Origin of the sequence: Streptomyces griseorubiginosus, assembly GCF_017614965.1 — a bacterium.
GTDB classification, from domain to species: domain Bacteria; phylum Actinomycetota; class Actinomycetes; order Streptomycetales; family Streptomycetaceae; genus Streptomyces; species Streptomyces griseorubiginosus_B.
Map to the genome: position 1 here is coordinate 21750 of NZ_WVUG01000010.1, position 25712 is coordinate 47461.

A 25712-nucleotide genomic window follows, 5' to 3' on the forward strand; every position below is an offset into this window, starting at 1 on the left:
GCTGGACGAAGGGCCGCCCGGATCCGGGCGGCCCTTCGTCGCGTGTCAGTCCGCCGTGGCCAGGAACTGCGTGGCCGCGAGCTCCGCGTAGAGCGGGTCGGCGGCCACCAGTTCACGATGGGTGCCCACGGCCCGTACCCGGCCCGCGTCCATGACGACGATCCGGTCGGCCGTCGTCACCGTGGACAGCCGGTGGGCGACGACGAGGACCGTGGTCGTCCGGGCGACGTCCGCGACGGTGTCGCGCAAAGCCGCCTCGTTCACCGCGTCCAGCTGCGAGGTCGCCTCGTCCAGGAGCAGCAGGCGGGGGCGGCGCAGCAGCGCGCGGGCGATGGCGACCCGCTGCCGCTCACCGCCCGAGAGCTTGGTGCCGCGGTGCCCCACCAGGGTGTTGAGGCCCTTGGGGAGCCGGGCTACCAGCCCGTCCAGCCGGGTCGTCTTCAGCACCCGCGTGAGCATCGCCTCGTCGGCCCCCGGATTGCCCAGCAGCAGATTGTCCCGCAGCGAACCCGACAGGACCGGGGCGTCCTGCTCCACATAGCCGATCGCGGAACGCAGCCGGGGCAGCTCCCACTCGGCCAGATCACGGCCGTCGAGCGTTATCGTCCCGGACTCCGGGTCGTAGAACCGCTCGATGAGCGAGAACACCGTGGTCTTGCCCGCGCCGGACGGACCGACGAACGCCGTCATACCGCGCGCGGGCACCTCGAAGGTGACCCCGTGGTGGACGTACGGCAGGTCGTCGGCGTACCGGAAGCGGACCTCGTCGAAGGCGAGCGAGGCCGGCTCGGCGCCGGCCGCGGGCAACGGGGCCGCTTCGGCCGGGGGTTCGGCGGGCAGGGCCAGCGCCTCCTGGATCCGGGCCAGGGCGGCGGCGCCCGTCTGGTACTGCGTGATCGCGCCGACCACCTGCTGGATCGGCGACATCAGGTAGAAGACGTACAGCAGGAACGCCACCAGCGTGCCGACCTGGATGGCGCCGGTCGCCACCCGCGCCCCGCCCACCGCCAGCACCGTGATGAAGGCGATCTGCATCGCCAGACCGGCCGTGTTGCCCGCCGCGGCCGACCACTTGGCGGCCCGCACGCTCTGCCGCCACGACTCCTCGGCGGCCTCGTGCAGCGTCCGCTCCTCCCGGTGCTCCGCGCCGGACGCCTTCACCGTGCGCAGCGCGCCGAGGATGCGCTCCAGCGAGGCACCCATCACCCCGACCGCGTCCTGCGCCTGCCGGCTCGCCCGGTTGATGCGCGGCACGATCACGCCGAGCACCGTGCCGGCGCCCAGGATCACCGCCAGCGTGACCCCGAGCAGCACCGGGTCCACCAGGCCCATCATCACCACGGTCGCCACCAGCGTGAGCCCGCCCGTACCGAGACCCACCAGGGAGTCGGTGGTGACCTCGCGCAGCAGGGTGGTGTCGGAGGTGATCCGGGCCATCAGGTCGCCGGGCTCGCTGCGGTCGACCGCCGTGATGCGCAGCCGCAGCAGATACGACGACAGCGCGCGCCGCGCCCCGAGCACCACCGACTCCGCCGTGCGCCGCAGCACGTACGAACCCAGCGCGCCCAGCGCCGCGTTGGCGACCACCAGGGCCGACATGGCGAGCAGAGCGCCGGTGATCGCCCGGTCGTGGGACAGGTCGTCGATCAACCCCCTGGCCACCAGCGGCAGCAACAGCCCGGCGGCACCGGTGAGCAGCGACAGCAGCGCGCCGGCCAACAGGGCCCAGCGGTGCGGGCGTACGTAGCCGAGGAGGAGCCGCCAGGCGGGCGGACGGGTCCCGGTGTCTGCGATGCTCACGGCGCTCCTCGACGGTCGTGGAGCATTCAGGCTACGTCGGCGCCCACCCCGGCCACGGCCGGTCTGGCGCCGTCGCCGGGCTGTACGCGGCGGACCGGGCGGACGTGATGCCGGTCGAGTCCGATGTGCCCGGAAGGTCCGCGCGCCATGTCGCCGGCACCCTGGTCCACGTCCCGCACCGGCGGCGGGCCGTGGCCGGTTCCACCGGCGACCGATGTCGTGTCGTTACCGATCAGTCACGCGTAGGGTCGAAGGGACCGACAGCGGCCGATGAAAGGGTTCAGCACCATGGCGCAGGAAGTACGCGGCGTGATCGCACCGGGCAAGGGCGAGCCGGTGCGGATGGAGACGATCGTCGTGCCCGATCCCGGCCCGGGGGAAGCGGTCGTACAGGTGCAGGCGTGCGGGGTGTGCCACACCGACCTGCACTACAAGCAGGGCGGCATCAGCGACGACTTCCCCTTCCTGCTCGGTCATGAGGCCGCGGGCGTGGTGGAGTCGGTGGGCGAGGGCGTCACGGACGTGGCACCCGGCGACTTCGTGATCCTCAACTGGCGTGCCGTGTGCGGGAACTGCCGGGCCTGTCTGCGCGGACGGCCCTGGTACTGCTTCAACACCCACAACGCGAAACAGAGGATGACCCTCGCCTCGACCGGCCAGGAACTGTCCCCGGCGCTGGGCATCGGCGCCTTCGCGGACAAGACGCTGGTGGCCGCCGGACAGTGCACCAAGGTCGACCCGGGCGTGGCCCCGCAGGTGGCCGGCCTCCTGGGCTGTGGCGTGATGGCCGGGATCGGTGCGGCGATCAACACCGGCAACGTCGGGCGCGGTGACAGCGTGGCGGTCATCGGCTGCGGCGGGGTGGGCGACGCGGCGATCGCCGGGTCCCGGCTCGCGGGCGCGGCGAAGATCATCGCCGTGGACATCGACGACCGCAAGCTGTCGACGGCCCGGGAACTGGGCGCCACCCACACCGTCAACTCGCGGGAGAGTGATCCCGTCGAGGCGATCCGCGAGCTGACCGGCGGCTTCGGCGCCGACGTGGTGATCGAGGCGGTCGGCCGCCCCGAGACGTACCAACAGGCCTTCTACGCCCGCGACCTGGCCGGCACGGTGGTGCTGGTCGGCGTGCCCACCCCGGAGATGAAACTCGAACTGCCCCTGCTGGACGTCTTCGGCCGTGGCGGTGCGCTCAAGTCGTCCTGGTACGGCGACTGTCTGCCCAGCCGGGACTTCCCCCTGCTGATCGACCTGCACCTCCAGGGCCGTCTGCCGCTGGAGAAGTTCGTCACCGAGACCATCGAACTCGGTGAGGTGGAGAAGGCGTTCGAGCGGATGCACCACGGTGACGTGCTGCGCTCGGTGGTGGTGCTGTGATGGCGGCCCGCATCGAACGCCTGGTCACCTCGGGCACCTTCGCCCTGGACGGCGGCACCTGGGAGGTGGACAACAACGTGTGGCTCGTCGGGGACGACCACGAGGTCGTCGTCATCGACGCGGCGCACGACGCCGACGCGATCGCCGAGGCGGTGGGCGACCGCCGGCTGACGGCGATCGTGTGCACCCACGCCCACAACGACCACGTCAATGCCGCACCCGCCCTCGCGGAGCGCACCGGTGCCACCATCTGGCTGCACCCGGACGACCTGCCGCTGTGGAAGCTCACCCACCCCGACCGGGACCCCGACGCCCATCTCGTCGACGGCCAGGTCATCGAGGCCGCCGGGGCCGACCTCACGGTGATCCACACCCCGGGGCACGCGCCCGGCGCGGTCTGCCTGCACGACCCCGGTCTGGCCACGGTCTTCACCGGCGACACCCTCTTCCAGGGCGGACCGGGCGCCACCGGCCGCTCCTACTCCCACTTCCCGACGATCATCGACTCCATCCGCGACCGCCTGCTCACCCTCCCACCGCAGACCAAGGTCCTCACCGGCCACGGCGATCCGACCACGATCGGCGCCGAGGCACCGCACCTGGAGGAGTGGATCGCCCGGGGCCACTGAGCGTGCTCGCCGTCGCCCCGTCCTGGGCGGCCATGTGTGTGGCTCCGAACGAGTGGACTCGCTGCGATGCCCGGGGAAGGGCGCCTTCCCGATCGGCCGCCGATGGTGATGTTGCCGTCCCGGCCCGTGACTGGAGAGGCGCCCCCGCATGCGACGAACCCCCCGCCGCCGACTGCTCGCCGCGACCCTGCTCGTGGCGTCCCTGCTGGTGCCGACGGCCGTGGCCCCCGCCACCGCCGTCCCGGCCGGCACCGCCCACCCGTCCGGTCGCCACCCCTGTCCGCCGCGCGGTCTCGGGCCGGGAGTGACCGCACGGCTGGACCGGACGATCGACGACGTCCGCCGGCAGGCGGGCATCCCCGGTGCCGTCGTCGGGCTGTGGATGCCGGGCAAGGGCTGCTACGTCCGTGCGAGCGGCGTCGCCGACAAGGCGACCGGCAGGCCGATGACCCCCGACGTCTACGAGCGGATCGGCAGCGAGACCAAGACCTTCACGGCCACCGCCCTGCTGGAACTCGTCGACGACCATCGCGTCCGGCTGGACGACCCCGTCTCCCGCTACGTCCACGGCGTGCCGGACGGCGGCCGGATCACGCTGCGCCACCTCGCCGAGATGCGCAGCGGCCTGTTCCCGTACAGCTCCGACCCGGACTTCGTCCGTGACCTGCTGAGCGACCCGGAGCGTTCCTTCACGCCTCGTCAACTGCTCGCGTACGCGTTCAAGCACAAGAACGCCTTCGCGCCGGGCACTCAGTTCCAGTACTCCAACACCAACTTCGTCCTGCTCGGGCTGGTCATCGAGAAGGTCTCCGGTCAGCGGCTCGCCGACTTCATCGACGCGAGGATCCTGCGGCCGGCCCGGCTGCACCACACGCTGCTGCCGCGGGGAACGGAGTTCCCCCGGCCGCATCCGCACGGCTACACGGACCAGACACTGACCGGCGCGGTCGCCGACGCCACCGACTGGAACCCCAGCTGGGCATGGGCGACCGGGGCGATGATCTCCGACCTGCACGATCTGCGCCGCTGGGCCGAGGTCGTCGCCACCGGTAGACTGCTCAGCCCCCCTACCCAGGCGCAGCGCCTCAGGATGCTGCCGACCGGTCTTCCCGGCCTCAGCTACGGCCTCGGCCTCTTCGACGCGGGCGGGTGGATCGGGCACAACGGATCCATCCCCGGCTACGAGACCGTGACCGTGTACCTGCCCGCGCGGCGGGCCACCCTGGTCATCATGATCAACACGGACTCGACCGTCCAGGGCCAGGAACCCTCCACCCTCCTCGCCCGGGCGGTCACGGCGATCGTCACCCCGGACCACGTGTACGACGGCGCGGTCTCGTCGCGCTGAACGGCGCGCACCGGCAGGAAAAAGGCGACAGAAGATGTCCGGCTTCCACGGCACCCTCGGCAGTGACCGACAACCGAGGCCAACGGGAGGCCGGACATGTCCGTAGCGCTGAACGGCAAGGTGGCGCTCGTCGCTGGGGCGACGCGCGGGGCGGGCCGCGGGATCGCGATGGAACTCGGCGCGGCGGGCGCCACCGTGTACGTCACCGGACGCAGCACCCGCGCACGGCGCTCCGAGTACGACCGCCCCGAGACCATCGAGGACACCGCCGACCTCGTCACCCGAGCAGGCGGCCGGGGCATCGCCGTACCCACCGACCACCTCGAACCCGACCAGGTCCGCGCCCTGGTCGAGCGCATCGCGGACGAGCAGGGCCGCCTGGACGTCCTCGTCAACGACATCTGGGGCGGCGAGCGTCTCTTCGAGTGGGACCGTCCGGTCTGGGAGCACGACCTGGACAAGGGCCTCAGGCTGCTGCGGCTCGCCGTCGAGACGCACGCCGTCACCAGCCACCACGCCCTGCCCCTGCTGCTGCGCCGGCCCGGCGGCCTGGCCGTGGAGGTCACCGACGGCACCGCCGAGTACAACCGTGACACCTACCGCGTCTCCTTCTTCTACGACCTCGCCAAGACCGCCGTCCTGCGCATGGCCTTCGCCCTCGGCCACGAACTCGGGCCGCGCGGTGCCACGGCCGTCGCCTTGACACCGGGGTGGCTGCGCTCGGAGATCATGCTCGACCAGTTCGGCGTACGCGAGGACAACTGGCGCGACGCCCTCACCGAGGTCCCGCACTTCGCGATCTCCGAGACCCCGCGCTACGTCGGCCGCGCCGTCGCCGCCCTCGCCGCCGACCCGGACGTTGCCCGCTTCAACGGCCGCTCCCTGTCCAGCGGCGGCCTCGCCCAGGTCTACGGCTTCACGGACCTCGATGGCAGCCGGCCGGACGCCTGGCGGTACCTCGTGGAGGTGCAGGACGCCGGGAAACCGGCGGACGTGACCGGGTACCGGTGAGGTCAGGAACCCGTCTCCAGCACGGTGACGATCCATGCCCGGGCCCGCTCCACGACCTCCGCGCTGCCCAGCAGGATCAGCGCCTCCCCGTGCGGCTCGCGGGCGGTCCGCACCTCGGCCGGCAGCGGCTCGGCCTCCTGCGGGGTCAGGAGCCGTCCGCTCCCGCCGGAACCGCGCCTGATCACCTCGCACCACCGCCAGATACGAGCCGAGGGCACCGATCACCACACCTGTCAGAGCGGGGAGCTGCCGCAGAAAAGCGGACATGGACGCACGCCATCTGTCCCGTGGATCTTGCGGGGAGTAGGTTCGGGCCATGGCTGACACGAAGCGCTTCGAGGGGTACGGGGTTCTCGTCACGGGCGCGGCCCGCGGCATCGGCGCCGCCGTCGCCCGGCGCCTGGCCGAGGAGGGGGCGCGGGTCCTGCTCACCGACGCGGACCCGACCGAGGTCGAGAAGACGGCGGGGGCACTGCGCGAACGGGGCCTGGCCACCGAGGCGTTGGCGTGCGACGTGGGGGACCGGGCGGCGGTGGAGGCGGCTGTCGCGCACGCCGTCGACGCCTTCGGCTCCCTCGACGTCCTGGTCAACAGCGCGGCCTCCTGCACACCCGACACCCCGCTCTTCGAGGACGGCCCTGACGAGGCGTGGGCCCGCGATCTCGACATCACCCTCACCGGCGCCTACCGCTGCTGCCGGGCCGCGCTCCCGCACCTGGCCGCCTCCGGGCGCGGCGCCATCGTCAGCATCGGCTCCGTCAACGGCCGGATGGACTTCGGCAACCAGGCCTACAGCGCCGCCAAGGCCGGCCTCGCCTCCCTCACCCGCACCCTGGCCGGACGGGCGGCCGGACGGGGAGTCCGCGTCAACCTCGTCGTGCCGGGCACGGTGCGCACGTCCGCGTGGGAAGGCCGGGAGGACGACCTGGAGGCACTGCGCCCGCTGTACCCGCTGGGCAGGGTCGGGGAACCGGAGGACATCGCGGCGGCCGTCGCCTTCCTCGCCTCCCGCGACGCGGCGTGGATCACCGGTACCGAGCTGACCGTCGACGGCGGTCTGACCGCGGTCCACACGGGGTTCAACGCGGTGACGGGGGTGGGCGGCGACACCTGACCCCCACCGTCGTCCCGCCGCTGACGCGGTGGTCGGCGAAGTCGCCTACAGAATGCAGCAGTTGGGGGAGCGGGGCAGGTCCTGGGCGAGTGTGCGGTGCGTGTCCTCGGGGTAGGCAGGGGACGACCGCTGTGAGCTTGCGCACTGCGAATGTCACCGTTTCGTCGTAACGTGCGGCGACTTACAACCGATCGCGGCGGACATCGGTCTAGCTGGCAGAGATCGCAGATCGGACGACCATTCCGCGCGAAAGGCAAAGGCAGACCATGGGGGACATCCGCAGACGGGGAGCCGTCGCACTCGGGATCACCGGACTGGTGGCACCGCTCACCCTCGCCCTGGGCACCGGTTCCGCCCAGGCGGCCACGAGCTGCACCACGCAGGCCGGGCCCTATCAGAAGCAGGTGGAGAAGTTCCTCGGCCGGCCGGTCGACGGAAAGCAGTCCGCCGCCGACTGCCAGGCCATCAAGGCCTTCCAGACCAAGCACGGCATCACCCCGAACATCGGGTACGCGGGTTCCGTCACCTGGGGCGTGATGGACCTCATGAACAAGCAGAAGGCCGTGGGGAACAACCCCAACAAGGAAGGCAAGTGCCCGACGAACAAGGGGCGCATAGCCTGCGTGAACCTCACGCTCCAGCTCAGCTGGATCCAGGACGGCAGCAGGCTCGTCTACGGCCCGGTCCCGGTCCGCACCGGCCGCAAGGGGTACGTCACCCGCACCGGTCTGAAGAAGATCTACTGGCGTGACAAGAACCACGTCTCGAACATCTACAACGTGCCGATGCCCTACAGCCAGTTCTTCGACGGCGGCCAGGCCTTCCACTCGGTCAACCTCAGCATGTGGAACCCGCCGGGCTCGCACGGCTGCGTCAACATGACCACGACCACCGCCAAGAAGTACTGGTCGCTGCTGAAGACCGGCGACGACGTCTTCGTGTACGGGCGCAAGCCGGGCACCTGAGCGGGCACCCGGCCCGGCGTCCCGCCTACTGCGGGGCGTCCCCGAAGTCGGGGATCTCCAGCCGTACCCCGCCCTGCCGCGCCGACTCGTGCGCGATGATGCCCGGCAGGGTGTAGCGGGCGGCCACCCATGCGTTGACCGACGGCAGGGACCGTGTGTTGACGGCGGTCACGAAGTCGTCGACGAGGAAGTGGTGGCTGCCCTCGTGCCCGTTGTGCAGGTTGTCGAACGCCCGCGGCAGCCGCGCCCGGTCGTGCACGGGTGCCGAACCGGAGGTGAAGGCCGCCCGCAGCTCCGGCGCGATGTGCTGGAGCGACGGGTCGTCGGGGGACATGGTGGGCTTGGGCTCCAGCAGTTCGCTGATGTCCTTCACGCCCTTCTTGTCCTGCCACAGGGCCACCGTGGCGAGCTGCTCCATGCTCGCCTCGGTGCCGAAGAAGCGGAACCGGGACTCGCGGATGTGCGAGGGGTAGCCGACGCGACGGAACTCGTTCGTACGGAACGATCCGCCTCCCGCGACCTCGAACAGCGCCGTGGCGTTGGAGACGTCGTTGTCGAACTGGCTGACGGAGCGGTCGAAGACGCCGTCGCCGCGGTCGTCGCGGACACCGATCGCCGACACGCTCACCGCGTGCGTCTGCCAGGCGCCCAGCACCCCGCCGACCGCGTGCGTCGGGTACAGCAGCGGGGGATAGCTGGCGGTGGCCTTCCAGTTCTCGCCGCCGCTGTACTGGTAGGCGTCGTAGAAGCCGAGGTCCATGTCGTGGACGTAGTCGCCCTCGGCGTAGAAGAGCCGCCCGAAGGCGCCCTCCGCGATCTGGTTGCGGGCGTGCACCGTCGCCGGGTTGTACTGGCTGGTCTCGCCCATCATGTACGTCAGTCCGGTCGTCCTGACCGCGTCGATGATCGCGGCGATCTCCTGCGTGGTGATCGCCATGGGGACCGCCGAGTACACGTGCTTGCCGGCGTTCAGGCCCTGCAGGACCAGCGGGCCGTGCGTCCACCGCTGCGTGAAGATCGCGACCGCGTCGACCGCCGGCGACTCGAGCATCGCCTCGTAGCCGGGGAAGGTGCCCGCCAGCCCCTGTGCGGCGACGAGCTGTTCGGCTCGTTCGGGCAGCAGGTCGGTGACGTACACGTCGCCGACACCGGGGTGGGCCTGGAACAGCGTCGCGAACTGACCGGAGAACTGGCCGGCGCCGACGATGCCGAGGGAGAACGTCATGAAAGGCGTGCCCTTCACTGGGAGAGGATCGGACACTTACTTTTGTCGTGAAAGAATCCTGGCGTCAAGAGCCAAGCGAGCATTGTTTCCGTCAGGCTCTGCGCACCTTAAAGTGGCATATTGATTCCGTAACGAAAAAAATCATGTGGGAGCCTGACCTCCATGACCACAGTTGCGGCCAGCTGGCTTCCCCTGAGCCCCGGCGAGCGCTCGGTGGCGATCGAGGTGCTCGTCAACGGCCCCCTGTCGCGCACCGAGCTCGCCCGGCGGCTCGACCTCTCCGCGGGCAGCCTCACCCGGCTCACCAAGCCGCTGATCGAGTCCGGCCTGCTGGTCGAGGTGCCCGAGGCCGGTGCCCCGGCGGAGGTGCGCCAGGGGCGGCCCTCCCAACCGCTCGACGTCGTCGCCGAGTCCTGGTCCTTCATCGGCTTCAAGATCACCGAGGAGATGGTCTACGGCGTCGTCACCACCCTCCGCAGCGACATCGTCGCCCGTCACGACCGTCCGCTCACCACCCATGACCCCGCCGAAGTCGCCGACGTGCTCGCGGAGATGGCCGGCGGGTTCACCGCCGCGCACCCGTGCCCGGCGGGCATCGGCATCGGCGTGGGCGGACGGGTCGAGGGCCGGTCCGTGGTCGCCGAGTCCCCGTTCCTGGGCTGGCGGGGCGTGCCGCTCGCCGGGCTCGTCGAGGAGCGCACGGGGCTGCCCGTCGTCGTCGAGAACGACGTCGCCGCCCTCGTGGAGGCCGAGACCTGGTTCGGTGCCGGGCGGGGCCTGGACCGCTTCGTCGTCCTGACCATCGGTGCCGGCATCGGCTACGGGCTGGTGCTGGGCGGCAGACGGGTGCCGAACGCCGAGGAGGACCGTGGGTTCGGCCGCCACTGGATCGTCGACCCCAACGGCCCGCTCACCCCGGAGGGGGAGCGCGGCAGCGCCGTCTCGCTGCTCGCCATCCCGAGCATCCGCTACCAGGTCCGGGCCGCCACCGGCCGCGACTGGACCTACGACGAGATCCTCGGCCGGGCCGCCGCCGGGGAGCCCATGCCCGCCCGCGTCATCGACGAGGCGGCGCGCGCCCTCGGCACGCTGGTCGCGCAGATCTCCAACTTCGTGATGCCGCAGAAGATCCTGCTCGCCGGAGAGGGCGTCGGGCTGATGGATGTGGCGGGGAACACGGTGGGGGAGACGATCAGGACGCTCCGGCACCCGATGGCCGCCCCGGTCGCCCTGGAGACGAAGGTGTCCGATTTTCACGACTGGGCCCGCGGTGCGGCGGTGTTGGCGATCCAGGTGCTGGTGCTGGGAGCGGCGGAGTCCGAACCGGCCGGTGGATCTTGACAGATGGACGTGATCAGTAACACGGTCCGATATGCCCGTTTCCGGCCTGATTACTCACGGCGCCTTCACCTCCGGCGCCGTATGCTTCACACCATGTCCACCACTGTTGAAACCGTCTCCGAGCGTTCGGCGGACGAGGTCAACGAGGAGATCCGGGCCCTGTGGCTCCGGTCGGGCGGGACACTGAGCGTCGAGCAGCGCGAGGAGTACCAGCGGCTCGTCCTGGAGTGGGCCGCCGCGGCTCCCCAGCCCGTGCGGGCGGCCTAGCTTCGTCTGACGCCCGCCGCGCATCGGCGCGTTCGTCCGGGGCACCCCTGATCGAATGGGTCCCCTCCTCGCACTGGCCTCGGCCGTCTGTTACGGCGTCGTCGACTTCAGCGGCGGGATCCTCTCCCGCCGGGCCTCCTTCACGGCCGTCACCTTCCTCGGCCAGGTCGGCGGCCTCGTGCTCGCCTGTGTCGCCGCGCTCCTCGTTCCCGCCGATGCCGTCCACCCCGCAGACCTGCTGTGGGGCGCCCTGTCCGGCCTGGGCAGCGGCACCGCCATGCACTTCCTCAACCGCGGCCTGAGCCGCGGGGCCATGACCGTCGTCGTCCCCCTGAGCGCGGTGACCGGCGTCGCCCTGTCCGTCCTGTGCGGCGTCCTCCTCCTCGGCGACCGGCCCGACCCGTCGGCCTGGGTGGGCATCGCCGTGGCGGTGCCCGCGCTCTGGTTCGTCTCCGGGGGCCGGTCCGGCGCGGCCCGCGGCGCCGGCGACGGGCTGCTCGCCAGCGGGGGCGTCGCCGTGCAGTACGTCGCCCTCGGCCTGGCGGGTGCGTCCGCCGGGCTGTGGCCGGTCGTCGCCGGCCGGGTCGCCGCCGTACTCCTGCTGCTGCCGACCACCCTGCACCACGGCCCCCTGCGACTCCCGCCCCGGACCGCCGCCCAGGCGCTCCTCGTCGGGGCCGGGGCCGCGCTCGGTCTGATCCTCTATCTGCTCGCCGCCCAGCGGCAGTTGCTGGCCGTCGCCGTCGTCCTCGCCTCGCTCTATCCGGCCATCCCGGTGATCCTCGGCCTGGCGCTGCTGCACGAGCGCATCACAGTACGGCAGACCGCCGGACTGCTCGGCGCGGCGGCCGCCACCGTCCTGCTCACCCTCGGCTGACCCGTCAGCCCCAGCTCGCGGAGTAGGCGCGCCGGTAGTCCTTGCGGTCCTGCTCCGCCCGGATCCACCGCGTGGCCACCAGCGCGATCAGGCTGCCGCCGATGACCAGCATCCCGGGGCCGATGTTCCGCGGGTCGCTCAGCCGGGCCAGCAGGGTCGTGCCCGTCGAGGTGCCCGTCGCCGGGGTGGTGGAACCCGGGGACGTGGTGGTGGGCGCGATCGCGCTGTGCGTGGCCGACGCCGACGGTGCCGGTGAGGCGCCCTGCTGGGCGGCCGCCTGCTTGGAGACGATCAGCTGCACGTTGAGCGCCTGCATCGCCTTCGTCACCGGCTGGAAGAACGTCGTACCGCCCGAGGTGCAGTCGCCGCTGCCGCCCGAGGTGATGCCCAGCGCGATGCCCTCGGAGAACAGCGGGCCGCCACTGTCGCCCGGTTCGGCACATACGTTCGTCTCGATGAGCCCGGTCACCGTGCCCTCGGGGTAGTTCACCGTCGCGTCAAGGCCCTTGACCTCGCCGTCGTGCAGACCGCTGGTGCTGCCGCTGCGGAACACGCGCTCCCCGACCACCGGATCGCTCACGCCGGTGATCCGCACCCCGTTGCCGTTGCCGATGGCCACGATGTCCGCGCCCTGCCCGGCGGTACCGCTCGCGTACTGCACGAGGGAGAAGTCGCTGCCCGGGAAGTTCTGCTGCACCGTGGTGCCGAGCTGCTGGTTGCCCTGGCTGTTGGCGAACCAGACGGAACCGGTCGGCCCGCAGTGCCCGGCGGTGAGGATGAAGTCGGTCTGCCCGTTGGTCACGTTGAACCCCGCCGAGCAGCGGCCGCCGGTCGACAGGATCGGCACCGCGCCGTTGAGCCGGGTCGTGAACGTGCCCTTGGTGCGCTCCATCCGCACGAAACCGCCGATTCCGGACGCCACCTTGGTCATGTCCGACCAGTCGGAGGCCGAGACGGTGCTGTCGGCCTGCACCACCACCTGGTTCGTCTGGTAGTCCATCACCCAGGCCGTGCCCGCCACCCGGGGCGCCGAACGCAGCGTCGCCGTGGCCGCCTTGAGCTCGTTCATGCTGTGGCCGACCATCTTCGCCTCGGCGCCCGCCCGCTCGACCTCGGCCGCCGCCTTCTTGTCGGTCACCGCGACCACCGTGCGCCCGTCCGCGCCGACCCACGTCCCCGCCGTTCGTGCGGTACCCAGCCGCGCCACCAGCGAGGCACCCGTGCCGGGCGTGTCCCCCTTGGCGCTGAACGGAAGGGCGGAGGTACCGGGAGACTCGCTCGCCATGGCGGCCTGCGTCACCATGGCTCCCCCCAGGAGGAGTCCGCCGACGGCCGCCAGTCGTGTCACTCGCCGGACCATCCGTCGTCGTGCGTGCCTCATGCATGGCTCCCGAACCAGTACGCGCGGTGCCAACACCGCGGGGCCCTCCGGTCGTTGAGCACCCTCTCTCCATACGTTCCGGGAGCCGACCGCGTTCAGCGCGCCGGTGATCCTCTACGGCTTGCGCCCCACCCCGCCGTACATCGCCACCTCCACGGGCTCGTCCCCCTCCTCCGGACGCCAGCGCGAGCACGACACCACGCCCGGTTCCAGCAGCTCCAGACCGTCGAAGAACCGCGCCACCGCCTCGGGAGTGCGCTGCGTCAGGGCCGGCGTGCCGTGCTCGTTCCAGAACCGCACCGCCTCGTCCACCTCGGGCAGCGCCGGAGACGTGATCGTGTGCGACAGCACCAGGTGGCTGCCCGCGGGCAGCGCGTCCATGAACCGCCGCACGACGCCGTACGGGTCCTCGTCGTCCCCGACGAAGATGACCACCCCGAGCAGCATCAGCGCGACCGGCCGGGACAGGTCCAGCGTGTCGGCGGCGCGCTCCAGCACCGCCTCGACATTGCGCAGGTCCTCGTCCAGATGGTCGGTACGGCCCTCCGGCGCGCTGGTGAGCAGGGCGCGGGCGTGCGCCAGGACCAGCGGATCGTTGTCGACGTACACCACCCGGGACTCCGGGGCCAGCCGCTGGGCGACCTCGTGGGTGTTGTCGGCGGTCGGCAGCCCCGTGCCGATGTCGAGGAACTGGCGGATGCCCGCGTCCGCGACCAGGTGACGCACGGCGCGGCCCAGGAAGAGCCGGTCGGCGCGGGCGTACTCGCCGATGGAGGGATGCAGTTCACGGATGCGGTCGCCGGCCACCCGGTCGACCTCGTAGTAGTCGCCGCCGCCGAGCCAGTAGTTCCAGATCCGTGCCGTGTGCGGGCGCAGGGTGTCGATGCGTCTGCGCAGCGCCTCGGCGGGATCTTCGGTGGCTGCCGGGTTGTCCGTCACGTGCTCAGCTCCTGGAGGGCCTGGTGGTCTGGCGCGGGGGGCAACCGGCAATCTAGACGGCGGAGTTGATGTCTGCCGAGGGTACGGCGGGAGAGATTTTCCCAAGAAGTGCCGCATGGCCGGCCTCGTCGCCCCACACGGACGCCGGATCGACGTACGGCCGCAGGAGCGCGGTCAGTGCCGGGTCCGCCCGGCCGTTCAGCTCGTCCGAGGCGAGCTTGCGGGCGATCCCGGCGAGGAAGTCGGCCAGCTGCACCCGCGGATCCTCGCCGGCCACCACCAGCCGCAGCCCGACGAGCCGGATCCCGGCCCGCCGGGCCGTCTCCTCGATCCACGCGATGCGCTCCGGCGTCAGCAGGTTCTGCCGGTCGTGCACGAGCCGGACCTCCTGGCCGCCCGCGCTCCAGTACGCGGCCGTGCGCACGATCGCCGGCAGCAGCGGATTGAGCAGCGGAATCAACGGCGGTCCGGCGAGCAGTCCCGCCCGGTAGCCGTCCGCCCGGGAACGGGATGCCGCCAGCCTGTCCAGGACCGGTGCGACGGCCGTACCGGCATGCGCGCGCCGCAGGTCGTCCACCGTGCGGAAGAACCGCTCCGCCGGCTCCGAGGGCTCCCCGTCGTGCCGTACCCGCAGCAGCCGGTTCGCCGCCCGCACGAACTCCCGCCACCGCGCCTCCCCGAACGTCCGCCGCCCGTCGCGGTACAGCGACAGGGCCTCGGCCGTGTCGCCGAGCAGCAGGTGGGCCGTCCGGTCGACGAGGAAGAACTCCTTCTCGACCAGGTGCACATGGGCACTGGCGTGGAGCGGGCCCCCCGGCGCGAGCAGCCATTCCAGCACGGCCCGGTGCTTCTCCCGCAGCAGGTGGTTCGCCTTGTACTCCTCCGCGGGCGAGCGGATGCGGTCCCGGATCTCCCGCACACACGCGGCCGCGGCGTCCACCGGCAGCCCCACCCCGGCGTGCGCGAACACGTCGGTGTTCCCGCCGGTGAGGTTCTCGCCGTCCGACCCCGACTCGTCGCAGGCGACTTCACGGTCGTTCCAGGTCACAGCACGGCCCCCTTATCTTGTGCGTCATGAACAGGATCCCGCACGACACGTCCGGCGAACCGAACCCCCTGCGTGCCCTGTCCCTGGACCGGCTCCGTCGCCGTACGAGCATGAAGTGGCGCACCTACCCGGCCGACGTGCTGCCACTGTGGGTGGCGGAGATGGACGTTCCGCTGGCCGAGCCCATCGTCCGGGCGGTCACCGACGCCCTCGCGCTCGGCGACACCGGCTACCCGGCGGGCACCGCCTACGCCGAGGCGCTGGCCGCCTTCGCCGACAAGCGGTGGGGGTGGCACGGGCTCGCCGTGGAGCGCACGGCGATCGTGCCCGACGTGATGCTGGGCGTCGTCGAGATGCTGAAGCTGGTCACCGGGCACGGGGACCCGGTCGTGGTCAACTCGCCGGTGTATCCGCCGTTCCACCAGTTCATCGCGCACATGGACCGGCAGGTGGTCGAGGCCCCGCTCGGCGCGGACGGACGCATCGACTTCGGCACCCTGGAGGAGGCCTTCGAGCGGTCGGTCGCCGGCCGGCGCCGGGCCGCCTACCTGCTGTGCAGCCCGCACAACCCGACCGGCGTCGTGCACACCGCCGGGGACCTGACCGCCGTGGCCGCCCTCGCCGCCCGGTACGGCGTCCGTGTGGTCGCCGACGAGATCCACGCGCCGCTGACCGCCTCCGGCGTGGACTTCGTGCCGTACCTGAGCGTCCCCGGCGGGGAGAACGGCCTGTCGCTCATGTCCGCCTCCAAGGCGTGGAACCTCGCGGGCCTCAAGGCGGCGCTCGCGATCGCGGGCCCGGAGGCCGCGGCCGACCTGGCGCGCCTGCCGGAAGAGGTCGCTCACGGCCCCAGCCACCTCGGTGTCATCGCCCACACCGCCGCCCTGACGGAGGGCACGCCCTGGCTGGACGCCCTGCTCGCCGGGCTCGACGACAACCGGCGACTGCTGTCGGACCTGCTCGCCGAACACCCCCCCGCCATCACCTGCCGCCCCGGCCAGGCCACCTACCTGGCCTGGCTGGACTGCCGCGCGCTGGGCCTCGATCAGGACCCGGCGGACGTCTTCCTGGAGCGCGGCAGGGTGGCCCTGAACTCCGGGATCCCCTTCGGCACCGGGGGCGCGGGGCACGTACGTCTGAACCTGGCGACCTCGCCCGAGGTGCTCACGGAAGGCGTACGGCGGATGGCCTCGGCGCTCGAATGAGCCGGGCCTAGACTTCCGGCATGGAGGACAGACAGCTGGAACGGCTCGGCTCGGGCAAGTACCTGTTGATCACCAGCTACCGCAAGAACGGCACCCCGGTGGCCACCCCCGTGTGGGTGGTGCGCGACGGTGACACGCTCGGTGTGTGGACGGCCGCCGACTCCTGGAAGGTCAAGCGGATCAGAGCCCGCGGCGACGTCCTCGTCGGCCCCTGCGACCTGCGCGGCAACCCCACCGGGGCGCAGATCCCCGCCACCGCCGAGATCACCGACGAGGCGACCGTCGCCCGCTACCGCGAACTCATCGCCCGCAAGTACGGCATCGTCGGCCGGCTCACCCTGCTCGGCAGCCGACTGCGCCGGGGCCTGAAGGGCACCGTCGGCATCCGCGTCACACCGCGGCCCTGAGACGCGGACGGCCGCGCGGTTCCGTGAGGAGAACCGCGCGGCCGTCACGACGGCACGTCCCGGGTTACGAGGCGTCCAGCACCGTGCCGTTCAGCACCGCCCCGCCCGGCACCGGGTTGCCGGCCTCGTCGCTCAGCTGGAACCGCACCGACTCCGCGGGCTCCGCCACCCGGTCCGTGACCGTCGGCACGGACACCTCGGCGCTGACCTGCCCGGACGGCAGATCCGCGGCCACGCCCAGGTACTGCACCGAGGACAGCGGCCGCTCGGGATCGGGCTGCTCGCCCGAGACGTTCTCCAGCCACTGCGGATCCACGTCCCTCGTGGACAGCTCCGGCCCCCCGGTGACGGGCACCACGCGGAAGAACTCGAAGAGGTCCGTGTCCGCCGCGGCGGACAGCGTCACCTTCCACTTCAGTGGCTGCCCCTCGGTCACCCGGTCCGCGACCGGCGTCACGGTGACCGTCGGCATCGGGTCGTCGTTCTGCACGGTGACCCCACCGCGGTAGGAGCCGACGACGGCGCCGTGCACGGCCTTGACCAGCACCGGGTTGTCGACGTCGTAGGCGAACCGCGTGTTGCCCTTGACCTGCACCTTCACATCGATGTCATGACCGCCCGGACGGACCGTGACGAGGCTCTGCTTCTCCTTGCCGGTGACCGGGTCGATGACGTACACCCGCACCTGTCCGTCGCCCCGCCCGGACACCCGTACGGGCACCTGGTAGGTGCGGACGCCCGAGTCGCCCTCCTTCACTGTCGTACGGCCGATGTCGACGCGCGGCAGCGCGGCCTCCCGCACCGCCGGAGTGCCGGGGCGCCATCCCCAGGCGTCCATCAGCCAGGCCTGGCCCCGGGCCGACCGGGGCGTCAGCTCGAGGGACGTGACGTGCTTCAGGTCCAGGCCCGTCCGGGACGCGGCGGCCAGCGGGACGCGGACCTCGCGGGCCCAGAAGGAGGCGGTGCGTTCGGTGCCGGGCAGCCCGTCGACCTTGACCGCGCCGAGGGCGGCCCGCCTGCCGTGCGTGTCGGTCAGGGACACGTCGAACCGGGTGCCGGTCGAGTTCGGCGGAACGATCAGCCGCAGCGCCAGCTCCGTGGAGCCGGCGAGCGCGACCGGGGCGGCAGGACGGATCCGCGCCGGGGAACCGGCCGCCGACCACTTCAGCGCGACGGCGCGACGGCCGACCTCACGGGTGGGCTCCCACGTCGCGAAGTGCGGGGAGACGCCCTTCGCGCCCGAGGGGAGGCAGGCCACGTGCTGGTCGGGGTCGACGGCCGAGCACAGCCGCCCTCCGGTCACCGACAGCCTGCCGTCCGGCAGCAGGCCGCCGACGCGGTTGGCCCCGACGGCGTGCGTGAGCACGCGCGCCGGGTCCGCCGAGGGCGCCCGCCTGCCGGAGCCGTCGAGCAGCGGCCGTACCCGGTCGTCCCCGGCGACGAACAGCCGTGCCGCCGCCGCGATGTACGTGCTGCCCGCCCGGTGCTGCTGGTCGGCGGTCAGCCGGGTCGCGGTGCCCGGCGAGCACACGGGGTCCCGGTGCTCGGGGTCGTCGTAGAAGTCGTCCTCCGAGGGGGCCTGGGACTGGCCCGGCGTCCACTCGGTGTTGAAGAAGTTGTGGTCGGCGCCGACCACGTAGACGGCGCTGTGCAGCGCGCTGCCGCGACTGACCGAGCGGGTGCCGTCGACGAACACCTCGCCCTGCAGGTCGGAGACGTCGCCGTCGCAGCCCGGCAGGATCGTCGTCGAGGGAACGTCCGCGACCGGATTCTGGCCGAAGATCGTCGGTCCGATGAGCACGGTGCCGCTGATGTGCCAGCGCACCGGCCCGTGGTAGCCGTCCTGTGCGGACGGCGGCGGGTAGAGGCTGTCCATCGCCGCCCGGTTGACGCCCTCACCGCCGCGGGAGTGGCCGACCAGCAGGACGTGCGAGAGATCCGCCGTCGGGGCGTCGCGGACCACCGCGGGGGCCGAGGCGGGGTGGGCGGCCCAGTCGGCCCAGCGGGCCAGGTGCTGCCGCACCAGTGAGGAGCGGGCCTGGGCGCCGCCGTCCTCGGCCGCCCAGTCCTGGCCGTTGACGCCGTTGGCGGAGATGGAGACGGTCACATAGCCCTGGGAGGCCAGGAGTCGCTGGTCGCGCAGGTAGCCGCGGTGGCTCGGGATGGGCTTGGTGCCGGCCGGGCAGGGCCAGCCGCCGCTGATGTCGTCGCCGTTGTAGCAGGTGCTGTGGCGGCCGTGCAGGAACAGCGCGAGCGGACGCTTGCCGGTGGCGCCCTGGGGCGCGACGACCACGGCCTTCATCTCGACGGGCTGCGGGAAGTCGGGGAGCTTCACCGGGTCCAGGTCGTACTCGCCGGTGGACGTACGGTACGGGCCCGGCTTCCCGGGATCGACGGAGTTCGCCGGCAGTCGCGCGGGCGGCTGGGCGGCCGCGGTGTCAGCCCGGCCCGGTGCCCGGGTGCGGCCCGCAGCGTCCAACTGCCGTCCCGCGGCCCGCACCTGAAGCCCCGTCAGATGACCGGCGGTCTTGCCGAGCGCGAGCCGGAAGGTCCTGCCGTCCTTGCCGGGGACCGGATGGCCGAGCAGCCGACCGCCGGCGTAGAAGTCGACGCGCGCGTCCCCCATCGGCACGGGCGCGGTCGAGCGCCACACCAGCTGCCGCGCCGTCCCCTGGCCGGCGATCCGCCAGCCGGGCGGAAGCGGGCTGTCGTTGTCCGCCGTCGTTGTGAGTGGTCTGGCGTGGGGCGGTCCGGCCGCCTGCGCCAGCCCTGGCGATCCCCCCGCCACCGCGAGCACCGCCACCGCGGTCACCGCTATTCGCCGGGCACGGAACAAGGTCTTTCCTCCTCAAGTACCGAGCACAGGCGCCCCGTTGGTCAGCGGGGGCCTCTCGTGTACCTGAGGACGGGGGGTGGGATCTGTGGGTTGCCTGTGCGCGCGGATTCGATCACCGGGCGCGAACAGGATCAGGCCATCGGAGGGCGGGGGTCAGGTCCAGGCGCGGTACGGCTCGTCGACCAGTTGGAACACGGGCTCACCGCGCACCGGGTCCTTCACCGTCGACAGGCGTACCCGGTCGCCGCTGTGGATGCCGATCAGCGGACCCATGACGCGGCCCCGGACGACGAACCCCTCGGCCATCTCGACGAGGGAGACATTGCGCGCGGCGGGAGTGTTGCGGTGCACCACGGTGGCGTGCCGGATGGTGCCCGTGCCCTCGCTGCGCTCCGTCCTGAGGTCGCTGCCCTGGCAGACGGGACACAGCAGCCGGTGGTACATGGCGGTGCCGCACCAGGTGCAGCGCTGGAAGAGGATGGTGTCCGCGTCGCGCGAGGCCGGATCGAGGAGACCCGCCGCGGAGCCGGCGGTCTGACGGGCGACGTCTACTGAGTGGTGGTACACGCTGTCAACTCCCTGCGCTCGGCCGGAATCCCACGTGCGCGGTTCGCCGTGCCTCCGTGCACGGCATCAATGTATGACACTCAGTGTCATCCGTAAAGGCACTGCGTACCCTTAATGTGAACTCGCCTTCGGTCACTCCTTTTCGAGGGCGCCCTCGATCTCCTGGACGACCCGCCACAGGGGTGCGCCGCGCCGGGAGACGACCACCACGACGTCCTCGGTCTCCTCCTCGCCGTCCGGCGCCGAGGGGCCGGAGAACGCCGACTGCACGTATCCGAGGGCATGGTCCAGCGCGGCGCTCGCGTCACCCTGTCCGTCCGAACGCAGCCAGGAGCGCAGCGCGTTGTTGTGCGCCGCCGCCACCGCCGCCGCGATCACGTCGGCCCGCAGTGTCCCGTCCTGCCGGCCGGCCAGGCGGCCGCGCAGATAGTCGGCGAAGGCGCGCTCGTAACGCCACACCACCGACAGCTCGTACGCGCGCAGCCCGGGCACCTTCTTCGTCAGGCGGTAACGCTGCACGGAGAAGGTCGGGTTCTCGGTGTACATCCGCAGGACGATCCGGACCGCGTCGCACACCCGCCGTACCGGATCCTGGTCGTCGGTGCTCTCGGCGAGGAACGCCGTCATCTCCGCCAGGCACCGCTCGTGGTCGGGGAAGACCACGTCCTCCTTGGAGGGGAAGTAGCGGAAGAACGACCGCCGTCCGACCCCGGCGAGCGCCACGATGTCGTCCACGGTCGTCTGCTCGTAGCCCCGCTCGAGAAACAGCTGGAAGGCCGCCGCGACCAGGGCGTCCCGCATGGGTGGCCGTGTGGCCGCCGGCTCCGTCTTCATGACCGCGAACGTAGCATCTGAGCGAGGTGAATGGCACTCAGTGCGCTCCAGGCAGGGAACTCGGTGTCGCCCGAGGGATGGGCGAGGCCTCCGGCTGAACTGCCGGCGACGCGGGCGCGTATCACTCCCCGGGAACGGCGAAGAGTCCCGTCCCGGCACGGAAGGAGAGCACTGTGCCCGCACCGCCGGCATCCGGATCGCCCGAGGACCGCCCGCCGCTGGAGCCCATCGTCGTCCTGCGCCCGCGCCGCACCGACGCCCTGGCGGAGCTGTTCAGGGAGATGGAGCAGGGCGCCGCCGGTCTCGAGCCGGTCGCCGTAGCCGACCCCCACTCCTGGGACGAGGGCGAGACCCAGGAACTCCCGCCGGTGCGCGCCCCCGCCCCGGACGGCGGACACCGGTTCGGCTTCGGGTCGGGACTGCGCCGCGCCGCCGTCACGGTCGCCGTCGCCGCGGCCGCCCTCGTCGGCTTCGGCTGCGCCCTACTGCTGCCCGGCCGCAGCGGCGAGGCCGCCACCCCCGCACCGTCACCCAGCCCGTCGGCCTCGGCCTCGGCCGAGCCGTCGCCGACGGCGTCCGGCGCGGCCGACCCCGACGGCGCGGGCACCCTGCGCGAGGGCGACAGCGGCCCCGCCGTCATCGACCTGCAGCAACGCCTGCGCGACATCCCGAACGTCTACGACAACGGCTCCACGGACGGCCGCTACGACGCCACCCTCGAGGCGGCGGTCGCCCGCTTCCAGCTCTGGTACGGCATCCGCGGCGACGAGACCGGCGTGTACGGCGACGACACCCGGCAGGCCCTCGAATCCCGGACCGGTGCCGCCACCGGCTGACACCGTGGGGACCAGGACGAGGAGCATACGGGCGCGGGGCTACTCCGGGTCGACCGGAACCCTGATGTCCACGATGCAGACGTCGTCGCGCCGGTCGCCCTCCAGCATCCCGGCCAACAGGGGGGCCAGGGAGCCGGGTTCCTCGGTGTGGTGGGTCAGCACCGCCTCGGCGAGCCGTGTCAGGCCCTTGTCGATGCCCTCCCCGGGCCGCTCGACCAGGCCGTCGGTGTAGAGGACGACGCGGTCACCGGGCTCCAGCCGGCACTCCGCCTCCTCGAAGGCGGGCGTTGCGCTCGCGCCCAGCAGCATGCCGCGGGGACGGTCGAGGTAGCGCACGACTCCGTCGCGCAGCAGCAGCGGCGGCGGATGGCCGGCCTGGGCCCACACCAGGCGGCGCTCGGCGCTGCTGTAGCGGGCCAGCACCATGGTCGCGGTGCCGTGCGAGTCCCGGGAGTGCAGCAGCAGGGTGTTGAGCCGGGCCAGCGCGCCGGTCAGCGAGGAGCCGGTGATCACCATGCCCTTGGCGGTGAAGCGGAGCAGGGCCATCGAGGCCACCGCGTCGATGCCGTGCCCGGCGACGTCGCCGACCACGAACAGGGCGTCGCCGTTGGGCAGTTCGATGGCGCTGAACCAGTCCCCGCCCACGTGGATGCCCGACTGGGCGGGCAGATAGGCGACGTCGACCCGCAGCCCGGCCAGCGGCACCGGCCGGGTGGGCAGCGGCAGCAGCGCGTGCTGGAGCCGGCCCGCCAGGGTCCGTTCGGCGCGCAGCACGTCGTGCTGGGTGAGGATGGCCCGTTCGCTCTCGATGAGGGCGAGTTCCGCGCTGCGCTGGGCCGTGAGGTCCTGGATGACGCCGTGCACCTCGACGGTCGTGCCGTGGGCGTCCGGCACGGCCTCCGCGACGGCGCGCAGATGCCGTAGCCTGCCCGCCACCCGGGCGCGGAAGGGCACGTCGAAGGACCGCCCCGCGCGCAGGAGTTCGGCGATGGCCTGGGTCAGGGCGGACGCGTCCTCGGGCAGCGCGAGGTCGGGCAGCCGGATCAGGCCGATCGGGCCGTCCGCCGGGTCCCGGCCGAACAGGGAGAAGACCTGGGAGGACCAGGTGACCTCCTGGGTGAGCAGGTTCCAGCTGGCCCAGCCCAGGTTGCCCAGCCGCTGCACGTCGGCCAGCCGCTGTTCCTGCCGGTCCGAGGAGCCGTGCCGGACCCAGGTGACGACGAGCCGTTCGTCCAGTCGTGCCGCCCGCACCGAGTAGGTGGACAGCTCCGCGACGCCGTCCACGACCTCCTGGTGCGCGAACTGCTCGCTCTCGTACGGCTCTCCCGTGGTGAGCGCACGCCGGAAGCCCTGCCACACCGGCTCGCCCAACAGGGTCGGGCAGCACTCCCGGAACCCGCGGCCGACCAGTTCGCGTCCCGCGTGCCCGACCACGTCCGGGGAGTGGGCCGTGGCGGCGTCGATGCGGTAGTCCCTGACGTTCCCGGAGGGGGTGCGCAGCGGGGTGAGCAGCATGGTGGCGCCGGGCAGCGCGTCGAACACCGCGCGCACGACGTCCACGGCGTCGTCGGGAGAGACGGGGGGCCGGGTGTCGAGGGCGCGCAGCCGGCCGGCGCACAGCCGGGCCACCGCCCGCAGATGCTCGCGCGTCTCGTCGGTGAACGGCCCGCCGCGGGCGCGCAGCACGCCGATGCACACGTCGCCCGGTGCCGCGGCGGTGGCCGTGCGCGTGGCCGTCGGCCCGTGGGCCGGTACGGGCAGCCAGGCGCGGGTGGGCCAGCGGCTCGGCGGATCCCCGATGAGCAGGTAGCGCTTGCGGTCCGCCTCCAGGTCCTCCAGCCAGCGCGGTTCGCCCGCGCGCAGCGAGTCGAGCGCGGCGACCCCGCTCAGCGGCGGCACGTGCTGCCACTGGGCGGCCAGTTCGTCGTCGACGCCGGCGTGCCCGATCAGGTCCAGTCCGCCCCCGGGCCGCAGTGCGTAGAGCATCACCGCGTCGGCGCCCACCTCGGGCCCGAGGTGCTCCAGCAGACAGCCGGCGAGCTCCTGCGGGGTGGCCACATGGACGAGTTCCCTGCCGAGGGTGGCCAGGGCGGCGGAGCTCTCCAAGACCGCGGCAGGCTCCCTGAGCGGCAGGGAGACGGAGGCGGTGAAGGCGGCGGTGTCGGGCTCCGGGGCCGGGGCGGACGGCGGCGCCAGGGAGCCGAGCGTGATCCAGCACTCCTCCAGGAGCGTGTGACGGCCCGCCTCGGCCCGCTTCTGCAACTGCTCCTCGGCGGCGTTCGGAGAGCAGCCGGTCAGCCCCATGACGGCACCCTTGGCCCGCTCCAGGACGGCCGATGTCGCCGCCAGGTCGCGCAGCCGGTCCAGTTCCGCTCGCTGCCTGGCGACGATCCTGGCCAGCGCAACGGTGTCAGCCGCGGTCGGGGACTCCGCCGGCGTGGCGGGCTCGCTCGTCACGCGTCGAGCATCGCACATCGGGCGCGCTTCGATCGCACGCTTGCCTGCCCGGGCTTCACTCGAAAGAGGACCATGCGTGTGTCGTGGTGGACATCCCGGACGGTTGTGCTCCGCTCACTCGTCGGGCTGCCGGTACAGCCACTGGCGCACCAAGCGGCTCAGCAGCGGCATGACGAGGTACGTCAGCACCGGCAGCAGCACGACAGGGAAGACGGCCGCCCGCAGCGGCAGCGGCCAGGCCGCGGTGCGGGGCGTCACCAGGCCCTGGACGAGCAGGGTGAACGGGTAGGCGCCGAGGAAGGTGGTGAGGACCATCTTCCAGCGCGGCGGGGACCGCACCGTGGTGCCCGGCAGGCTGAACCAGGTCTCCAGGCCGGTGGTCGACTGCCGCTCGCTGCCGACCTCGGTGGCGACGCCCTCGATCCGCTGGTGCCACTCCGCCCGCTCGGCGGACTCCAGCCAGCGGGTCAGCCGGTGCGGATCCGACCAGCGCAGCACCGCGTGGTAGCGGTGGCCGTCCTCGGGCCGCAGCCAGGAGACGCCCTCGTTGCCCGGGAACCGTCTGGCGCAGCGCGTGACGCCCTCGGTCCACTCCTCGAACTCCCGCTCGTGGCCGGGGCGCACCTGCCAGGTCAGGACGGTGGTGACCGGTTCCCCTCGGCGCAGCTCGGTGGTGCTCATGGTCACCACGTGTGCCACGCGCGGCGTGATTCATGCGCCGGGGGCGGGGCCGGTGTTCAGCGTCCGGCCTCGACCAGGGCCTGGGTGACCGCGCGGACGCTGCGCGCGATGTGCTGGAGCTGCAGGACCTCGGCCGCGTACAGCTTGATCGTGTGCTCGATGACCGACTCGGGCAGGCCCAGGCGGGGCAGGTCGGCCCGGGCGGTCTGCAGCGCGGTGCGGGCGACCCGGATCTCGTGCTGGACCTGGATCTGCGCGTGGCGGGCGAGCAGCACGGGGTGGCGGAGCATGGCCGGGTAGCCGGCGTAGCGCGCCGGAACCAGCTCCCGCAGCCACTTGGCCGCCGAGCGCTCCCAGTCGTAGGAGCCGGGCTGCTTGACCTGGCACGGCCAGTCCGGGCTGAGGCGCGTGGTCGTCAGTTGCATCGGTGATCGCTTCCGGGTGTGCGGCGTCGTGAGGGGTGGTCCGACGGGTGCGTGCGGGCGGCCCCGGCCTAGGGGATGACCGGGGCCACCACGGGCGCTCGCACGGACGAGGCCCGCCCGGAAGCCCGCGCGCCGACGCGGG

General features: G+C 72.4%; 24 protein-coding genes and 1 pseudogene. 12 read left to right on the forward strand and 13 right to left on the reverse strand.

Features of this window, described 5'->3' with window-relative positions:
- Window positions 1-45: 45 nt before the first annotated feature.
- Together GRC12_RS03470 and GRC12_RS46320 are read right to left on the reverse strand one after the other, a co-directional pair.
- Complete coding sequence (locus GRC12_RS03470) at window positions 46-1800, reverse strand: ABC transporter ATP-binding protein (protein WP_208777261.1); 1755 nt, start codon at window positions 1798-1800, stop codon at window positions 46-48.
- Window positions 1801-1826: 26 nt separating this feature from the next.
- Window positions 1827-1949, reverse strand: coding sequence for a hypothetical protein (locus GRC12_RS46320; RefSeq protein WP_280117410.1), 123 nt, complete (start codon window positions 1947-1949; stop codon window positions 1827-1829).
- A gap of 139 nt (window positions 1950-2088) precedes the next feature.
- Here GRC12_RS46320 and GRC12_RS03475 point away from each other — a divergent pair, with 139 nt between their 5' ends.
- The 4 genes from GRC12_RS03475 (at window position 2089) to GRC12_RS03490 (ending at window position 6165) form a co-directional block, all read left to right on the forward strand.
- Window positions 2089-3177 carry an S-(hydroxymethyl)mycothiol dehydrogenase gene (locus tag GRC12_RS03475; RefSeq protein WP_208777263.1) on the forward strand — a complete coding sequence of 363 codons (1089 nt, stop codon included), beginning with the start codon at window positions 2089-2091 and terminating at the stop codon, window positions 3175-3177.
- Window positions 3177-3806, forward strand: coding sequence for an MBL fold metallo-hydrolase (locus GRC12_RS03480; RefSeq protein WP_133043710.1), 630 nt, complete (start codon window positions 3177-3179; stop codon window positions 3804-3806). The genes GRC12_RS03475 and GRC12_RS03480 overlap by 1 nt, the downstream gene beginning before the upstream one ends.
- A gap of 148 nt (window positions 3807-3954) precedes the next feature.
- Window positions 3955-5154: a serine hydrolase domain-containing protein gene (locus GRC12_RS03485; RefSeq protein ID WP_208777265.1), complete on the forward strand. Its 1200-nt coding sequence runs from the start codon at window positions 3955-3957 to the stop codon at window positions 5152-5154.
- A 96-nt stretch (window positions 5155-5250) separates the two neighbouring features.
- Window positions 5251-6165: an SDR family oxidoreductase gene (locus GRC12_RS03490; protein WP_208777267.1), complete on the forward strand. Its 915-nt coding sequence runs from the start codon at window positions 5251-5253 to the stop codon at window positions 6163-6165.
- Window positions 6166-6179: 14 nt separating this feature from the next.
- On the opposite strand, the pseudogene GRC12_RS03495 reads toward GRC12_RS03490, so the two are convergent.
- Window positions 6180-6432, reverse strand: a pseudogene (locus tag GRC12_RS03495) (hypothetical protein); the annotation flags it as partial.
- A 49-nt stretch (window positions 6433-6481) separates the two neighbouring features.
- Here GRC12_RS03495 and GRC12_RS03500 point away from each other — a divergent pair.
- Window positions 6482-7279, forward strand: coding sequence for an SDR family NAD(P)-dependent oxidoreductase (locus GRC12_RS03500; RefSeq protein WP_208777269.1), 798 nt, complete (start codon window positions 6482-6484; stop codon window positions 7277-7279).
- 266 nt (window positions 7280-7545) lie between these two features.
- Entirely contained in the window at window positions 7546-8244 is a 699-nt protein-coding gene (locus tag GRC12_RS03505) for a L,D-transpeptidase family protein (protein WP_133043715.1), read from the forward strand.
- A gap of 25 nt (window positions 8245-8269) precedes the next feature.
- Here the strand turns inward: GRC12_RS03505 and GRC12_RS03510 are convergent, their stop codons facing one another.
- Complete coding sequence (locus GRC12_RS03510) at window positions 8270-9469, reverse strand: Gfo/Idh/MocA family protein (protein ID WP_208777272.1); 1200 nt, start codon at window positions 9467-9469, stop codon at window positions 8270-8272.
- 162 nt (window positions 9470-9631) lie between these two features.
- Here GRC12_RS03510 and GRC12_RS03515 point away from each other — a divergent pair, with 162 nt between their 5' ends.
- The 3 genes from GRC12_RS03515 (at window position 9632) to GRC12_RS03525 (ending at window position 11954) form a co-directional block, all read left to right on the forward strand.
- Complete coding sequence (locus GRC12_RS03515) at window positions 9632-10810, forward strand: ROK family transcriptional regulator (RefSeq protein ID WP_208777273.1); 1179 nt, start codon at window positions 9632-9634, stop codon at window positions 10808-10810.
- 81 nt (window positions 10811-10891) lie between these two features.
- Complete coding sequence (locus GRC12_RS03520; protein WP_208777274.1) at window positions 10892-11077, forward strand: hypothetical protein; 186 nt, start codon at window positions 10892-10894, stop codon at window positions 11075-11077.
- Window positions 11078-11132: 55 nt separating this feature from the next.
- A complete protein-coding gene (locus tag GRC12_RS03525) occupies window positions 11133-11954 on the forward strand; it encodes an EamA family transporter (protein ID WP_208777275.1) in 822 nt (273 codons plus the stop codon).
- A 4-nt stretch (window positions 11955-11958) separates the two neighbouring features.
- On the opposite strand, the gene GRC12_RS03530 is transcribed toward GRC12_RS03525, so the two are convergent.
- From GRC12_RS03530 to GRC12_RS03540, 3 genes are all read right to left on the reverse strand, one after another.
- A complete protein-coding gene (locus GRC12_RS03530; RefSeq protein ID WP_208777276.1) occupies window positions 11959-13335 on the reverse strand; it encodes a S1 family peptidase in 1377 nt (458 codons plus the stop codon).
- A gap of 114 nt (window positions 13336-13449) precedes the next feature.
- Window positions 13450-14274, reverse strand: coding sequence for an SAM-dependent methyltransferase (locus GRC12_RS03535; RefSeq protein WP_208777277.1), 825 nt, complete (start codon window positions 14272-14274; stop codon window positions 13450-13452).
- A 52-nt stretch (window positions 14275-14326) separates the two neighbouring features.
- A complete protein-coding gene (locus GRC12_RS03540; protein WP_208777279.1) occupies window positions 14327-15322 on the reverse strand; it encodes a hypothetical protein in 996 nt (331 codons plus the stop codon).
- A 26-nt stretch (window positions 15323-15348) separates the two neighbouring features.
- On the opposite strand from GRC12_RS03540, the gene GRC12_RS03545 reads away from it, so the two are divergent.
- Both GRC12_RS03545 and GRC12_RS03550 read left to right on the forward strand, forming a co-directional pair.
- Window positions 15349-16527 carry a MalY/PatB family protein gene (locus GRC12_RS03545; RefSeq protein WP_208777288.1) on the forward strand — a complete coding sequence of 393 codons (1179 nt, stop codon included), beginning with the start codon at window positions 15349-15351 and terminating at the stop codon, window positions 16525-16527.
- Between the two features lie 20 nt (window positions 16528-16547).
- On the forward strand, window positions 16548-16934 hold the full coding sequence (locus tag GRC12_RS03550; protein WP_208777289.1) for a PPOX class F420-dependent oxidoreductase: 387 nt from the start codon (window positions 16548-16550) through the stop codon (window positions 16932-16934).
- 64 nt (window positions 16935-16998) lie between these two features.
- Here the strand turns inward: GRC12_RS03550 and GRC12_RS03555 are convergent, their stop codons facing one another.
- From GRC12_RS03555 to GRC12_RS03565, 3 genes are all read right to left on the reverse strand, one after another.
- Window positions 16999-19770 (reverse strand): hypothetical protein, encoded by a 2772-nt coding sequence (locus GRC12_RS03555; RefSeq protein WP_208777290.1) that lies wholly within the window; start codon window positions 19768-19770, stop codon window positions 16999-17001.
- Between the two features lie 153 nt (window positions 19771-19923).
- Complete coding sequence (locus GRC12_RS03560) at window positions 19924-20337, reverse strand: Zn-ribbon domain-containing OB-fold protein (RefSeq protein WP_208777291.1); 414 nt, start codon at window positions 20335-20337, stop codon at window positions 19924-19926.
- Window positions 20338-20469: 132 nt separating this feature from the next.
- On the reverse strand, window positions 20470-21138 hold the full coding sequence (locus GRC12_RS03565; RefSeq protein WP_208777345.1) for a TetR family transcriptional regulator: 669 nt from the start codon (window positions 21136-21138) through the stop codon (window positions 20470-20472).
- A 206-nt stretch (window positions 21139-21344) separates the two neighbouring features.
- On the opposite strand from GRC12_RS03565, the gene GRC12_RS03570 reads away from it, so the two are divergent.
- On the forward strand, window positions 21345-22007 hold the full coding sequence (locus GRC12_RS03570; RefSeq protein ID WP_308286464.1) for a peptidoglycan-binding domain-containing protein: 663 nt from the start codon (window positions 21345-21347) through the stop codon (window positions 22005-22007).
- A gap of 39 nt (window positions 22008-22046) precedes the next feature.
- On the opposite strand, the gene GRC12_RS03575 is transcribed toward GRC12_RS03570, so the two are convergent.
- From GRC12_RS03575 to GRC12_RS03585, 3 genes are all read right to left on the reverse strand, one after another.
- Entirely contained in the window at window positions 22047-24482 is a 2436-nt protein-coding gene (locus GRC12_RS03575) for a SpoIIE family protein phosphatase (protein ID WP_208777292.1), read from the reverse strand.
- A 96-nt stretch (window positions 24483-24578) separates the two neighbouring features.
- Window positions 24579-25145: an antibiotic biosynthesis monooxygenase gene (locus GRC12_RS03580; protein WP_208777295.1), complete on the reverse strand. Its 567-nt coding sequence runs from the start codon at window positions 25143-25145 to the stop codon at window positions 24579-24581.
- A 56-nt stretch (window positions 25146-25201) separates the two neighbouring features.
- Entirely contained in the window at window positions 25202-25570 is a 369-nt protein-coding gene (locus GRC12_RS03585; protein WP_133043729.1) for a hypothetical protein, read from the reverse strand.
- Between the last annotated feature and the right edge of the window lie 142 nt (window positions 25571-25712).